Below are 13,387 nucleotides of genomic sequence, written 5' to 3' on the forward strand. Positions count from 1 at the left end.
CTCCTGGGAAACCTGTGAACCGGCTGGGTGGTGGGACTAGTTGACGCCGAGGCCGGCGTCGCCGACCTCAGGCCTGCCCAGGGACTTGAGGACCTTGTTGAGCGGGTCCAGGTCGTAGATGCCCTTGAGGTCGGGCTTCTTGAGGAGGCCGGCCTTCACCGCGTGGTCGGCCTGCGCCTGGAGGCTGGCCGCCAGCGGGTCGTCCAGGGGCTGGATGGACTTCCACGCCGGGTCGATGATGTCCGCCGGAAGCGCCTTGCCGGAGAGCTTCTTGAGCGCGGCGTTCGCCGAGGCCTTCGCGTCGTCGGGGTGGGTGGCGATCCACTCGTTGGTCTTCACCGAGCCGCGCAGGACCGCCTCGACGACGTCGGGGTGCTCCTTGAGGAACTTCTGCGACACGATGATGTTGGTGATCACGAACTGGTGGTCCGGCCACAGGTCGGACTCGTCGACGAGGACCTTGCCGCCCTCCTGGACCAGCTTGGAAGCGGTCGGCTCGGGCACCCAGGCGCCGTCGATCGAACCGGACTTGTAGGCATCCGGGGTGATCTTGTTGTCGGTGCGGACCACGTTGACGTCGCCCTTGCCGCTCTGCGCGTCGACCTTCCAGCCCTTGTCGGCCAGCCAGTTCAGGAACGCCACGTCCTGGGTGTTGCCGAGCTGCGGGGTCGCGATGTTCTTGCCCTTGAGCTCGTCCACCGACTTGATCTTGCTGGGGTTGACCACCAGCTTCACACCGCCGGAGGCCGAGCCGCCGATGATGCGCAGGCTCTGCCCCTTCGACTTGGTGTAGCCGTTGATGGCCGGCGAGGGGCCGATCCAGCCGATGTCGATCGAGCCCGCGTTGAGGGCCTCGATCTCGGAGGGCCCCGCGTTGAAGGTGGACGTCTTGACCGTGGTGCCGCCCAGCTCCTTCTGGAACAGCCCCTCCTGCACGCCGACCAGCGCCGTGGCGTGGGTCAGGTTCGGGAAGTAGCCGATCTTCACGGAGTCGGCGGAGAGCTTCTTGCCGTCCGCGGCGGGTGCGGCCTTCCCGGCGTCGTTCTTGTCGGAGGCGGAGCCGTAGCCGCAGGCGGCGAGCGCTCCGAACAGCAGGGGCAGGGTGGCGGCGGCGACGAGGCTGCGCCTCAAAGCGGAGCTGGCAGGCACGGGAGGGTGTCCTCTCGGAGGCCCGGTGCTTACGTCCGGCGGAGTCTCAACTCCGGGACGCGGCCGGGAAGTCGGCAGGTCTTCGGCGGTGCGGGCGGTGCTGGTGGTGCATCCGGGCGCGCGAGCGGTGCGCGTACGTCATCGCGCACATCGGGCAACCCCGCCCTGGCCGCTGCCGAGGGCGCCGCTGCCCACGCGGCCGCCCTCCTTCGCGAAGGTCGAGTAGACGTCGTGACGGTGCAGGAGAAGTTGCAGCATCAGAAGTCCCAGCCCGCTTCGTCCTCGACGGAGGCGGGAGCCTTGTGGGTGGCGAACGACTCGCCCGCCATCCCGGCCGCGAGCGTGGTGCCGTCCGCCGGGTCGATCAGCAGGAACGAGCCGGTGCGCCGCGAGTCGGCGTACGAGTCGAGCGCGAGCGGCTCGGCGGTGCGCACCAAGACCCGGCCGATGTCGTTGGCGACGAGCCGGCCCGGGGCCGGATGCTGGGAGAGGTCGTCCAGGGTGAGCCGGGACGGGATCTCCTTGACGATCGCCTTGACCGTGCGGGTGGTGTGCTTGAGCAGCACCCGCTGACCCACCGTCAGGGGCTGGTCGGCCACGTGGCAGACGGTCGCCTCGACGTCCTGGGTGGTGGCGGGCGCGTCCCCGCTCGGCACGATCAGGTCGCCGCGCGAGATGTCGATGTCGTCCTCCAGGAGGAGGGTGACGGACTGCGGCGTCCACGCGATGTCGACGGACTCGCCGAGCAGGTCGATCCCCGCGATCCTGCTGGTGCGCCCCGAGGGGAGCACGGTCACCGGCTCGCCGACCCGGAACGTACCGGCGGCGATCTGGCCCGCGTAGCCCCGGTAGTCCGGGAGCTCGGCGGTCTGCGGCCGGATCACGTACTGCACGGGGAGGCGCGCGTGGCAGGAGGTCAGGTCGTGGCTGACCGGGACCGTCTCCAGGTGCTCCAGAACGGTGGGGCCGCCGTACCAGTCCATGTTGGCGCTGGGCTCCACCACGTTGTCCCCGGCGAGCGCCGAGATCGGGATCGCCGTGATCTCCGGAACGCCCAACTCGCCGGCGTACGCGGTGAATTCCTCGGCGATCTTCGCGAAGACCTTCTCCTCGTACGCCACCAGGTCCATCTTGTTGACGGCGAGGACCACGTGCGGGACGCGGAGCAGGGCCGCGACGGCCGCGTGCCGGCGGGTCTGCTCGATGACGCCGTTGCGGGCGTCGACCAGGACCACGGCGAGGTCGGCGGTGGAGGCTCCGGTCACCATGTTGCGGGTGTACTGCACGTGCCCGGGGGTGTCGGCCAGGATGAACCGGCGCCGGGGGGTCGCGAAGTAGCGGTAGGCCACGTCGATGGTGATGCCCTGCTCGCGCTCGGCCCGCAGGCCGTCGGTGAGCAGCGCCAGGTCGGGCGCCTCCTGGCCGCGCTTGAGCGAGGCCGCCTCGACGGCTTCGAGCTGGTCGGTCAGGACCGACTTCGAGTCGTGCAGGAGCCGGCCCACCAGGGTGGACTTGCCGTCGTCGACGGACCCGGCGGTCGCGAAGCGCAACAGGGTGGTGGCCGACAGATCGGCCAACTGCACTGCGGTGTCAACGGAGTTGGACATTTAGAAGTACCCCTCGCGCTTGCGGTCTTCCATCGCGGCCTCGGACATCTTGTCGTCGGCGCGGGTGGCGCCCCGCTCGGTGAGCCTCGATGCGGCGATCTCGGTGATGACGGCGTCCAGCGTCGTCGCGTCGGAGTCGACGGCACCGGTGCAGGACATGTCGCCCACGGTGCGGTAGCGCACCAGGCGGGTCTCGACCGTCTCGTCGGCCTTGGGGCCGCCCCACTCGCCGGCGGTCAGCCACATCCCGGACCGCTGGAACACCTCGCGCTCGTGGGCGAAGTAGATCTGGGGCAGGTCGATGTCCTCGCGGGCGATGTACTGCCACACGTCCAGCTCGGTCCAGTTGGACAGCGGGAACACGCGGACGTGCTCACCGGGGGCGTGCCGGCCGTTGTAGAGCTGCCACAGCTCGGGGCGCTGGCGGCGCGGGTCCCACTGCGAGAACTCGTCGCGCAGCGAGAACACCCGCTCCTTGGCGCGGGCCTTCTCCTCGTCCCGGCGGCCGCCGCCGAACACCGCGTCGAAGCGGTGCCGCTGGATGGCCTCGGTCAGCGGCACCGTCTGCAGCGGGTTGCGCGTGCCGTCGGGGCGCTCGCGCAGCTTGCCCGCGTCGATGTACTCCTGCACCGAGGCGACGTGCAGGCGCAGGCCGTGCTCGGCCACCACCCGGTCGCGGTAGGCGAGGACCTCGGGGAAGTTGTGCCCGGTGTCCACGTGCAGCAGCGTGAAGGGAACGGCCGCCGGGGCGAACGCCTTCAGCGCCAGGTGCAGCATGACGATCGAGTCCTTGCCGCCGGAGAAGAGGATCACCGGCCGCTCGAACTCACCCGCCACCTCGCGGAAGATGTGCACCGCCTCGGACTCCAGAGCGTCCAGGTGGCTGAGCGCGTACGGGCTGTCGACGCCCTCGGTCACGGTGACTGCCGACGTCATGCCAGGCCCCTCTCGGTGAGCAGCGCGAGAAGCGATGCCGCGGACTCCTGCACGGTCTGGGTGTGCGACTCGATCCGCAGATCCGGCGCCTCGGGCGCCTCGTACGGGTCGTCGACGCCGGTCAGACCGCTGATCTCGCCCGCCGCCTGCTTGGCGTACAGACCCTTGACATCGCGTACGGAGCAGACCTCCACCGGGGTTGCCACGTGCACCTCCAGATAGGCGGTGCCCTCGCTCTGGTGGCGCTTGCGCACCGCCTCGCGGCTGTCCGCGTACGGGGCGATCACCGGGACGAGCGCCTTCACGCCGTTGGCGGCGAGCAGTTCGGCGACGAAGCCGATCCGCTGCACATTGGTGTGCCGGTCCTCGCGGCTGAAGCCGAGGCCCGCCGAGAGGAACTCGCGGATCTCGTCGCCGTCGAGCACCTCCACGCGGTGGCCGCCCTCGCGCAGCCGGCCCGCGAGCTCGTACGCGATGGTGGTCTTGCCGGCGCTCGGCAGACCGGTCAGCCAGATGGTGGCTCCCGCCTCCGTCACGCTCATCGAAGTCTCCTGATCACTCTTCTGACGGTCCGTCATCCGTGCAGCCCGCACTCGGTCTTGTTGCGTCCGGCCCAGCGCCCGGCGCGCGCGTCCTCGCCCTCGGCGACCCGGCGGGTGCAGGGCGCGCAGCCGATCGACGGGTAGCCGTCCATGAGGAGGAGGTTGGTGATCACACCGTGCTCCGCGATGTAGGCGTCCACGTCGTCCTGCGTCCAGCGGGCGATCGGCGACACCTTGACCTTCTGCCGCTTCTCGTCCCAGCCGACGACCGGGGTGTTCGCCCGGGTCGGGGACTCGTCGCGGCGCAGCCCGGTGGCCCAGGCGGAGTACGCACCGAGGCCCTCCTCCAGGGGCTTGATCTTGCGCAGGGCGCAGCACAGATCGGGGTCGCGGTCGTGCAGCTTCGGGCCGTACTCGGCGTCCTGCTCGGCCACCGTCTGACGGGGCGTCAGCGTGATCACGTTGACGTCCATCACCTCGGCGACGGCGTCGCGGGTGCCGATGGTCTCGGGGAAGTGGTAGCCGGTGTCGAGGAATACCACGTCAACGCCGGGCATCGCGCGCGAGGCGAGGTGGGCCACGACCGCGTCCTCCATGGAGGAGGTGACGCAGAACCGCTTGCCGAAGGTGTCGGCCGCCCACCGGAGGATCTCCAGGGGGGAGGCCTCTTCGAGGTCCCGGCCCGCCTGCTCGGCGAGTGCCTTGAGCTCCCCGGCGGTGCGCTCATCGGTCCGAGTGGCCGTCATATCGCTTCCCCTCCACGCTCGTTGCGCTGGACTCCGCGGGCGAGCAGCCCGAGGAACTTCAGCTGGAAGGCCCGGTTGCACGCCGCGCATTCCCACGCGCCGTGTCCGCTCTCGTTGGGACGCAGGTCCTCGTCACCGCAGTACGGGCAGTGGAAGGGGGCCGCACGCTCGCTCATGGCTGCTCCTTTCGCTGTCGTTCGCCGCGGCTCACGACAGGGCCTCCTCGCTCGCGCGGGCGGTCCAGGCGGCGAACCGCTCGCCCTCGGTGCGCTCCGCCTGGAAGCGCGTGAGGACCCGCTCGACGTAGTCGGGCAACTCGGCCGAAGTGACCTTGAGGCCCCGGACCTTGCGGCCGAAGCCGGCTTCCAGGCCGAGCGCGCCGCCCAGGTGCACCTGGAAGCCCTCGACCTGATTGCCCTCGCTGTCCAGGACCAGCTGGCCCTTGAGGCCGATGTCGGCGACCTGGATGCGGGCGCAGGAGTTGGGGCAGCCGTTGATGTTGATGGTGATGGGCTCGTCGAACTCCGGGATGCGGCGCTCCAGTTCGTCGATGAGCGAGGCGCCGCGCGCCTTCGTCTCGACGATGGCCAGCTTGCAGAACTCGATGCCGGTGCAGGCCATGGTGCCGCGCCGGAACGGCGAGGCGTTGACCTTGAGGCCGAGCGCCTCCAGACCGGAGACGAGCGAGTCGACGCGGTCCTGCGCGACGTCGAGCACGATCAGCTTCTGCTCGGCGGTGGTACGCAGGCGGCCCGAGCCGTGCGTCTCGGCGAGCTCGGCGATCTTGCTCAGGGTGGCGCCGTCGACGCGTCCGACGCGGGGCGCGAAGCCGACGTAGAAGCGGCCGTCGTTCTGGCGGTGCACCCCGAGGTGGTCGCGCCAGACGTCCCCCGGCTGCTCGGGCGCGGGCCCGTCGAGCAGTTCGCGCTTGAGGTACTCGTCCTGGAGGACCTGGCGGAACTTCTCCGGACCCCAGTCGGCGACCAGGAACTTCAGGCGGGCACGGGTGCGCAGGCGGCGGTAGCCGTAGTCGCGGAAGATCGAGATGACGCCCTCGAAGACGTCCGGCACCTCGTCCAGGGGCACCCAGGCGCCGAGCCGCACGCCGAGCTTGGGGTTGGTGGACAGGCCGCCGCCGACCCACAGGTCGAAGCCGGGCCCGTGCTCGGGGTGCTCGACGCCGACGAACGCGACGTCGTTGATCTCGTGCGCGACGTCCAGCTGCGGCGATCCCGAGACGGCCGACTTGAACTTGCGGGGCAGGTTGGAGAAGGCCGGGTTGCCGATGAAGCGGCGCTGGATCTCGTCGATGGCCGGGGTGCCGTCGATGATCTCGTCCGCGGCGATCCCGGCGACGGGCGATCCGAGGATGACACGCGGGGTGTCGCCGCAGGCCTCGGTGGTGGACAGGCCGACCGCTTCGAGGCGGTTCCAGATCTCCGGGACGTCCTCGATGCGGATCCAGTGGTACTGGATGTTCTGCCGGTCGGTGAGGTCGGCGGTGCCGCGCGCGAACTCCTGCGAGATCTCGCCGATCACCCGCAGTTGCTCGGTCGTCAGCCGGCCGCCGTCGACGCGGACGCGGAGCATGAAGTACTCGTCGTCCAGCTCCTCCGGCTCCAGGATCGCGGTCTTGCCGCCGTCGATGCCCTGCCGGCGCTGGGTGTAGAGCCCCCACCAGCGCATCCGGCCGCGCAGGTCGTTGGGGTCGATCGAGTCGAAGCCGCGCTTGGAGTAGATCGTCTCAATGCGTGTCCGCACATTGAGACCGTCGTCGTCCTTCTTGAACTGCTCGTTCCCGTTGAGGGGCGTGAAGTGGCCGACGGCCCACTGGCCTTCACCACGGTGGCGGCCCGGCTTGCGGCGGGGCGTCGTGGGGGCAGGGTTTTCTGGGCTGGCGGCCATGGCGTATGTCCTTCGGGACTGCGGGTGGGCGGCTCTGACCTGCACACTCGCGCTTCGGCGCGGCGGTGCGCAGTCAGGTACTGAGGGAAAGGGATCGCGGCGTTGCTGGAGGCGTCAGCGTGCCGGACAGATGGCGCTGGACATGCGGCCGAGGTCGACGTGCCGCCGACTCACCAAGGCAATTCCAGTTCCAGACATGACGGAAGCGTGTCACGGGACTTTGGACCCAGTCCACCACTATCCATAATGTGGACATTAGTGTCCCGGATGGTGGGACGGTGTGTTCCGGGTCACCCGCGGGCCGTGCCCGCGTGCCTCAGAACGCCCCCGGCCAGGGACCCGGCGCGGCCGCGTCCTCGGCCTGCTCCTCCTTGGTCTCGAAGAGCTTGAAGCCGCGCCGCAGATAGTTGTCCATGGCGTGCTCCCCGTCCAGTGAGCAGGTGTGCAGCCACACCCGCTCGGTGGCGGGAAGCTCCGGCCAGCGCTCGGCCAGGTCCCAGGCCCGCCGGATCCCGTACGACAGGAGGTGGCCGCCGATCCGCCGGCCGCGGAAGGCGGGGATCAGGCCGAAGTAGACGATCTCGACCGAGCCGCCGGGCTGTGCCTCCAGCTCGACGTAGCCCGCGGGCGTCCCCCGGTCGTAGGCGACCCAGGTCTCCGTGCCCGGCTTCGCCAGGGCCCGCTCCCACTCGGCGTACGACATGCCCAGGCGGTCGGTCCACATGATGTCGCCGCCGACCGCCGTATAGAGGAAGCGGCTGAACTCCGGCGAGGGGACCTCGGCGCGCACGATCGTGACGTCGCCGGACGGCTCGGCGGCCGGGCGCAGATCGTCGAGGGAGGTCTGTTCGAGGGACCAGGTGGTCACGGTGATACTCATGCGGCCCAGGCAATCACGCGGCGCGCGATGCTTCCAACGCAGGTCAGGGGCGGCGGCCCCGGGCCAGTCTCACCGCCGGGGACGAGGAGTGGGGGAGCAGGTCCGCCGGGCGCTCCGGGTGGATCACCTCCACCTGTACGTCCTCGCTGAAGCGGTACGGGCGGTGCGCGAGGACCTCCGCGAGACCGCGGCGAAGGCGTGACATCTCGGCCCGTACGGTCACCGTGCGCGTCGGGTCCTCGAAGATGTCCTGCGCGAGCTGGGCGGCGCTGCGGCCCTCCCGGTTCTGGGCCAGGACGAACAGCAGCTCGGCGTGGCGGGGGCTGAGCTCCTGCGTCCAGCTGCCCGCGTCGCCCGAGACGGTCACCGAGCAGCGCCGGGCCCGGCTGAGGTCGAGCACGACCCGCCGGTCCTTCGAGGCGCCCGCGCCGCCGCCCTCCCCGTCGACCTGCACGAGCCGGCCGCCCGGCAGCGGCTCGACGGTGCACATGCCGAGCGAGGGCAGCCATACCCGGCCCGAGCGCGGCGACCTCGGCAGCGCGAGCCGGTCGGTGGGCGGCATACCGGTGACCGCGGCCACCCAGCCGTTGTCGTCGACGGCGAGCGCCCGCCCGCCGATCCGGCACAGGACGGGCGCGGCCACCGTGCGCAGCCGGTCGAGGGCGGCGAAGTGCCGGTTGCGCAGCTCGGCCACGGCGAGCCGGGTCACCGACGTCACGAAGGACAGCGTGGCCGGGTGCATGCTGCTGAGCGGCCCGCTGATGTCCACCACCCCCAGCAGCCGCCCGTCGCGCGGGTCGACGATGGGCGCGCCCGCGCAGGTCCAGGCATGGTGGGCGGCCACGAAGTGCTCGGCCGAGAACACCTGCACCGGCCGGCCGGTGACGAGCGGAGTGCCCACCCCGTTGGTGCCGACGACCGCCTCGCTCCAGTCGGCACCCACCTCGAATCCCAGGGTGTCGGCCAGTTTCAGGACCGAGGGGTGCCCCTCGCGCCACAGCAGCCGCCCCTCGGCGTCCGAGACCACCATGATGTGCTGCGCGGCGTCCGCGACCGACACCAGAGCGTCCCGCAGCACCGGAAGGACCTCGGTCAACGGCGAGTGCTGTCTGCGCCGTTCGACCTCGGCCAGGGAAAGCAGCCCGGCATGGTTCTCGCCGTCCGGACTGAGCCCGCTGTCGAGCACCCGCCGCCAGGACTCCTCGATGTCCGTACGCGGCACGACCTTGGTGCGCCGGCCCTCGAGGGCGGCCGCGCGCATGCTCTTGAGGAGCCGGGTCGCCTCCCGGGAGTCCATCGCGGCCAGCCGGGCCACGTCGAGCGTGTTGGTCTCCACGGAATCCTCCTGCTGTCGACACCGGCGTCCGTCAGGTACTGAGCCCCGCGTGTCCTGAATTCATCGTGCCCGTCCGGGAGTTGGCGCGGGGCGATATGCCCCACATGGTTGCAACCCTTTGCAACTCTCGCGAACGGCCCCGCCTGGGTACGAAGGTGGGAGAGCACCGGTAGTCCGGTCGTCATGCTCCCCCCGTGGACGCATGAAGAGCGCGGGGGTGGTGCCGTGTCGGCGCAGCACCACCCCCGACGGACCCTTCCGGCCGCGGTGCGGCCCTTCTCTCACACCTCGGCGCGGGCCCGCTCCACCACGGACGCCAGATCCAGCGAGTGCGGCAGCGTCCCGAACGCCGCCCCCCAGTCGCCGCCGAGCCGCGAGGCACAGAACGCGTCCGCGACCTGAGGCGGAGCCCAGCGCACGAGCAGTGAACCCTGGAGCACAAGCGCCATCCGCTCCACCAGGCGCCGCGCCCGCGCCTCGATGCCGTCCAGGTCGGACAGTTCGGTCAGCAGGTCCTTGATCGCCGCGTCCAGGCGGTGGTCCGCGCCGCGCGCCGTGCCGACCTCCTGGAGGAAGGCGTTGATCGCCTGCGGCTCGCGCTGGAGCGCCCGCAGCACGTCCAGGGCCTGGACGTTGCCCGAGCCCTCCCAGATCGAGTTCAGCGGAGCCTCCCGCAGCAGCCGCGGCATCCCGGACTCCTCGACGTACCCGTTGCCGCCGAGGCATTCGAGCGCCTCGCCCGCCACCGGCGTACACCGCTTGGTGACCCAGTACTTCGCGGCAGGCACCGCAAGGCGCAGAAACGCCCGCTCCTCCTCGGTGTCGGCGTCGTAGGCGGCCGCCAGCCGCAGTGCGAGCGTGGTGGCCGCCTCCGACTCCAGGGCCAGATCGGCGAGCACGTTGCGCATCAGCGGCTTCTCGACGAGCAACCCACCGAACGCACTTCGGTACGAGGCGTGGTGGACCGCCTGCGCGACGGCCTGCCGCATGATCGCCGCCGAGCCGATCACACAGTCGAGCCGGGTCGCCGCCACCATCTCGATGATGGTGCGCACCCCGCGCCCCTCCTCACCGACCCGGCGCGCCCACGTCCCGTCGAACTCGACCTCGCTCGACGCGTTCGACTTGTTGCCCAGCTTGTCCTTGAGCCGCTGGATCGCGAACACATTGCGCGTGCCGTCCGCCAGAACCCGCGGCACCAGGAAACAGGTGAGCCCGCCCGGCGCCTGGGCCAGGACCAGGAAGCCGTCGCTCATCGGCGCCGAACAGAACCACTTGTGCCCGGTCAGGACGTACTCGCCGTCGGCGGAGAGCGGCACCGCGGACGTCGTGTTCGCCCGTACGTCGCTGCCGCCCTGCTTCTCCGTCATGCCCATCCCGAAGAGCACCCCGCCCTTCTCGGCGGCCGGCCGCAGCCCCTCCTCGTACACGTGCGAGGTGAGCCGCGGCTCCCACTCGGCGGCGAGCGCCGGGTCGGTGCGCAGCGCGGGCACCGCCGCGTGCGTCATGGAGACCGGGCATCCGTGCCCGCCCTCGGCCTGCGTCCACACCAGGAATCCGGCCGCCCGACGCACATGTCCGGCGGGCCGCCCCCAGGCGTCGGTGAGCCCGGCGGACACCGCCTTGCCGAGCAGCCGGTGCCAGCTGGGATGGAACTCGACCTCGTCGATGCGGTTGCCGTACCGGTCGTGGGTGCGCAGCTTCGGCGGGTTCTCGTTCGCCAGCACACCCCACTCCTGGGCCTGGGCCGATCCCGCGGTCCGTCCGAGGCCCGCGAGCTCCTCGCGTACCTCGTCGACGAACTCCGGCTCGGTGTGCCGCTCGACCGCCTCGGCCAGGGCCCGGTCGGCGGTGAAGACGTCGTACCCCACCAGGGGCGGAGCCTGGTTGGTCACTGTGTGGGTGGTGGCTGCCATGCCGCTACGGTAAGGACGTGCAGCCAGCAAATGAAACACCCGAGCGGACATCCGGCCGCCTTCATCGGGCCCGCGTCCTCTACCGCAACGTCTCGAAGCGGAAACTGGGCTGGCTGCTCCTCAAGGACACCGTCAACTCCTGCGTCGAATACCGCATCCTGGGCCTGGCCGCCGAGGCCGCCTTCTTCACGCTCCTCTCGCTGCCTCCGCTGCTGCTCAGTGTCATCGCGCTGCTCGGCTACGTGGACGGCTGGACCAGCACCCACACCGTCGCCAGCATCGAGCAGAACATCCTCAACGCGGCCGGAACCGTCCTGTCCGACCGCGGCGTGCACGAGTTCGCCCAGCCGCTCCTCGACGACGTCACCAAGGGCAAACGCCCGGAAATCGTCTCCATCGGCTTCGCCATCGCCCTGTGGTCGGGCTCGCGCGCGGTCAACGTCTTCATCGACACCATCACCGTGATGTACGGCCTCGACGGGCACCGCGGCATCGTCAAGACCCGGATGCTCTCGCTGCTCCTGTACATCGTCGCGCTCCTGATCGGCGCGGTCGTGCTGCCGCTCGCGGTGGTCGGCCCGGACCGGGTGGTGGAGCTGGTCCCGTGGGGCACGGACGTGATCAGCTTCCTGTACTGGCCGACGATGATCCTGCTGTCCATCGCGTTCCTGACCACCCTCTTCCACGTCTCGGTGCCGGTCCGCTCGCCGTGGATCGAGGACGTGCCGGGCGCCCTGGTGGCCCTCGCGATGTGGGTGCTCGGCTCCTTCCTGCTGCGGATCTACCTGACCAGCACGGTCGAGGGCCCCACCATCTACGGCTCGCTCGCGGCCCCCATCGCGGTGCTGCTGTGGATCGGCATCTCGGCGTTCGCGGTCCTGGTCGGCGCGGCGGTCAACGCGGCCATCGACCGGGTCTGGCCGTCGGTCGCCACGGCCGCCGCCCGCGCCGCCAGCGACCGGGTGCGCACCGCGCAGGCCGCCCAGCTCGTGGCCCGCTCCCAGCCGGTCCAGCCGATGCTCTTCGAGGACGGGGAGGACGGCGACGAGGCGGGCGACCCCGGGATGCCGTCCGAGTTCCCCGAGCGCTGGTCGAAGTTCCTGCCCCCGGACGACGTGAAGTCCCGCCTGCACACCGCGAAGAAGCCCGAGGACAAGCCGCGGGAGAAGCCCCCGCGCGACCACGAGAAGCCCTCGCGCGACCACGAGAAGTCCCCGCGCGACCACGACTGACCGGCAGGCGTGACAGGCCCGGGACTACCCTCGAAGCATGTACCGAGAGCGGCCGTCACAGCTGTCCGGCGCCTTCGTGTGGACCTGGACCGTGGCCGACGGCGACGCCCGCCCCGTCCTTCCGGACGGCTGCATGGATCTGCTCTGGTGCCAGGGCCGCCTCCTGGTGGCGGGCCCCGACACCCACGCCTACGTGCCCGAAGCCGCCCCCGGCACGCGGTACGCCGGGATCCGGTTCGCGCCCGGTGCCGGCCCCGCCGTCTTCGGCGTCCCGGCGCACGAACTGCGCGACACCAGGGTCCCGCTCGACGGGATCTGGCCCGGCGCCGAGGTGCGCACCCTTGCCGACCGGATCGGCGAGGCGGCCCGCCCGGCCGCCGCCCTCGAAGCCGTAGCCCTGGCGAAGGCACCCTGCCCCGACCCGCTGACCCGCGCGGTGGCGCACCGCCTCGCCGCCGGACGGAGCGTGCGGGCCACCGCCGCCGAGGCCGGCCTCGGCGCCCGCCAGCTGCACCGCCGCTGCCTCGACGCCTTCGGGTACGGACCGAAGACGCTGGCCCGCATCCTGCGCCTCCAGCGCGCCCTGGACCTCGTACGCCGCGGCATGCCGTACGCCGAGGCCGCGCTCGCCGCCGGCTGCACCGATCAGGCGCACCTCGCCCGCGAGATGCGCGCGCTGGCCGGGATGACGCTGACGGACTACGCGAGCGCGGCGAACAGCGAGACCTCCACACCGTCCGGGTCGTGGACGACCGCATAGCGCTGGCCCCAGAACGCGTCCCACGGCTTGAGGTGGCCGTCGTACCCGGCCGACATGAGCGCCTCGTACGTCGCGTCGACCTCGGCGGGCGAGTCACAGGCGAAGGCAAGGCCCGTACGGCCGCCGCCCGCGGGCCGCGTCCAGTCGGGGTCGAAGGAGCGGACGGTGTCCTCGGTGTCCCACAGGACCCGCGTGCCGCCGGGAAGCGTGCACTCCACATGCGGCTGGTCGTCCGCTTCGGCCGGAACGTCCAGGCCGAGGCGGCGGTAGAAGGCGAGCGATGCGGCCATGTCGGCCGCTACCAGGCCGATGGCGTCGAGTCGTGGAGTCATGCCCTCACCGTAGGCAGCGCGGCCGAGGCGGGTCTTGTACGAAACG

14 protein-coding genes are annotated in these 13,387 nt (G+C 71.1%); 2 read left to right on the top strand and 12 right to left on the bottom strand.

The window, feature by feature from the left end:
• Nucleotides 1–36 precede the first annotated feature (36 nt).
• The 11 genes from ABD346_RS12580 to ABD346_RS12630 form a co-directional block, all read right to left on the bottom strand.
• Nucleotides 37–1,149: an aliphatic sulfonate ABC transporter substrate-binding protein gene (locus tag ABD346_RS12580; protein WP_344374530.1), complete on the bottom strand. Its 1,113-nt coding sequence runs from the start codon at nucleotides 1,147–1,149 to the stop codon at nucleotides 37–39.
• Nucleotides 1,150–1,406: 257 nt separating this feature from the next.
• Nucleotides 1,407–2,756: a sulfate adenylyltransferase subunit 1 gene (locus tag ABD346_RS12585; protein WP_344374531.1), complete on the bottom strand. Its 1,350-nt coding sequence runs from the start codon at nucleotides 2,754–2,756 to the stop codon at nucleotides 1,407–1,409.
• Entirely contained in the window at nucleotides 2,757–3,692 is a 936-nt protein-coding gene (cysD, locus tag ABD346_RS12590; RefSeq protein ID WP_344374532.1) for a sulfate adenylyltransferase subunit CysD, read from the bottom strand. It lies immediately after the preceding gene.
• Nucleotides 3,689–4,234, bottom strand: coding sequence for an adenylyl-sulfate kinase (cysC, locus tag ABD346_RS12595; RefSeq protein WP_344374533.1), 546 nt, complete (start codon nucleotides 4,232–4,234; stop codon nucleotides 3,689–3,691). The genes cysD and cysC overlap by 4 nt, the downstream gene beginning before the upstream one ends.
• Before the next feature lie 32 nt (nucleotides 4,235–4,266).
• Nucleotides 4,267–4,980 (bottom strand): phosphoadenylyl-sulfate reductase, encoded by a 714-nt coding sequence (locus tag ABD346_RS12600; protein WP_344374535.1) that lies wholly within the window; start codon nucleotides 4,978–4,980, stop codon nucleotides 4,267–4,269.
• Nucleotides 4,977–5,156, bottom strand: a complete 180-nt coding sequence (locus ABD346_RS12605; RefSeq protein ID WP_344374536.1) for a hypothetical protein — start codon at nucleotides 5,154–5,156, stop codon at nucleotides 4,977–4,979. Before ABD346_RS12605 ends, ABD346_RS12600 begins: the two co-directional genes overlap by 4 nt.
• Before the next feature lie 31 nt (nucleotides 5,157–5,187).
• The gene (locus ABD346_RS12610; protein ID WP_344374537.1) at nucleotides 5,188–6,885 is read right to left on the bottom strand and encodes a nitrite/sulfite reductase; all 1,698 of its coding nucleotides are present in this window, start codon (nucleotides 6,883–6,885) and stop codon (nucleotides 5,188–5,190) included.
• A gap of 114 nt (nucleotides 6,886–6,999) precedes the next feature.
• Nucleotides 7,000–7,083, bottom strand: coding sequence for a putative leader peptide (locus ABD346_RS12615; RefSeq protein WP_310591794.1), 84 nt, complete (start codon nucleotides 7,081–7,083; stop codon nucleotides 7,000–7,002).
• 118 nt (nucleotides 7,084–7,201) lie between these two features.
• Entirely contained in the window at nucleotides 7,202–7,765 is a 564-nt protein-coding gene (locus ABD346_RS12620; protein WP_344374539.1) for a GNAT family N-acetyltransferase, read from the bottom strand.
• A 43-nt stretch (nucleotides 7,766–7,808) separates the two neighbouring features.
• Complete coding sequence (locus tag ABD346_RS12625; RefSeq protein ID WP_344375124.1) at nucleotides 7,809–9,062, bottom strand: helix-turn-helix domain-containing protein; 1,254 nt, start codon at nucleotides 9,060–9,062, stop codon at nucleotides 7,809–7,811.
• A 320-nt stretch (nucleotides 9,063–9,382) separates the two neighbouring features.
• On the bottom strand, nucleotides 9,383–11,017 hold the full coding sequence (locus ABD346_RS12630; RefSeq protein ID WP_344374540.1) for an acyl-CoA dehydrogenase family protein: 1,635 nt from the start codon (nucleotides 11,015–11,017) through the stop codon (nucleotides 9,383–9,385).
• 17 nt (nucleotides 11,018–11,034) lie between these two features.
• Here ABD346_RS12630 and ABD346_RS12635 point away from each other — a divergent pair, with 17 nt between their 5' ends.
• A complete protein-coding gene (locus ABD346_RS12635) occupies nucleotides 11,035–12,249 on the top strand; it encodes a YihY/virulence factor BrkB family protein (RefSeq protein ID WP_344374541.1) in 1,215 nt (404 codons plus the stop codon).
• Between the two features lie 37 nt (nucleotides 12,250–12,286).
• Entirely contained in the window at nucleotides 12,287–13,009 is a 723-nt protein-coding gene (locus ABD346_RS12640; protein WP_344374542.1) for a helix-turn-helix domain-containing protein, read from the top strand.
• Here the strand turns inward: ABD346_RS12640 and ABD346_RS12645 are convergent.
• The gene (locus ABD346_RS12645) at nucleotides 12,949–13,341 is read right to left on the bottom strand and encodes a VOC family protein (RefSeq protein WP_344374543.1); all 393 of its coding nucleotides are present in this window, start codon (nucleotides 13,339–13,341) and stop codon (nucleotides 12,949–12,951) included. The two genes, ABD346_RS12640 and ABD346_RS12645, sit on opposite strands and share 61 nt — an antisense overlap.
• Between the last annotated feature and the right edge of the window lie 46 nt (nucleotides 13,342–13,387).

This window comes from Streptomyces mauvecolor (assembly GCF_039532965.1).
In the GTDB taxonomy this organism is placed as follows: domain Bacteria; phylum Actinomycetota; class Actinomycetes; order Streptomycetales; family Streptomycetaceae; genus Streptomyces; species Streptomyces violascens.

Coding starts and splice junctions, on each gene's coding strand:
- ABD346_RS12585 (WP_344374531.1), bottom strand. CDS start 2,756: ATGTCCAACTCCGTTGACACCGCAGTGCAGTTGGCCGATCTGTCGGCC.
- cysD (WP_344374532.1), bottom strand. CDS start 3,692: ATGACGTCGGCAGTCACCGTGACCGAGGGCGTCGACAGCCCGTACGCG.
- cysC (WP_344374533.1), bottom strand. CDS start 4,234: ATGAGCGTGACGGAGGCGGGAGCCACCATCTGGCTGACCGGTCTGCCG.
- ABD346_RS12600 (WP_344374535.1), bottom strand. CDS start 4,980: ATGACGGCCACTCGGACCGATGAGCGCACCGCCGGGGAGCTCAAGGCA.
- ABD346_RS12605 (WP_344374536.1), bottom strand. CDS start 5,156: ATGAGCGAGCGTGCGGCCCCCTTCCACTGCCCGTACTGCGGTGACGAG.
- ABD346_RS12610 (WP_344374537.1), bottom strand. CDS start 6,885: ATGGCCGCCAGCCCAGAAAACCCTGCCCCCACGACGCCCCGCCGCAAG.
- ABD346_RS12615 (WP_310591794.1), bottom strand. CDS start 7,083: ATGTCTGGAACTGGAATTGCCTTGGTGAGTCGGCGGCACGTCGACCTC.
- ABD346_RS12620 (WP_344374539.1), bottom strand. CDS start 7,765: ATGAGTATCACCGTGACCACCTGGTCCCTCGAACAGACCTCCCTCGAC.
- ABD346_RS12625 (WP_344375124.1), bottom strand. CDS start 9,062: ATGGACTCCCGGGAGGCGACCCGGCTCCTCAAGAGCATGCGCGCGGCC.
- ABD346_RS12630 (WP_344374540.1), bottom strand. CDS start 11,017: ATGGCAGCCACCACCCACACAGTGACCAACCAGGCTCCGCCCCTGGTG.
- ABD346_RS12640 (WP_344374542.1), top strand. CDS start 12,287: ATGTACCGAGAGCGGCCGTCACAGCTGTCCGGCGCCTTCGTGTGGACC.
- ABD346_RS12645 (WP_344374543.1), bottom strand. CDS start 13,341: ATGACTCCACGACTCGACGCCATCGGCCTGGTAGCGGCCGACATGGCC.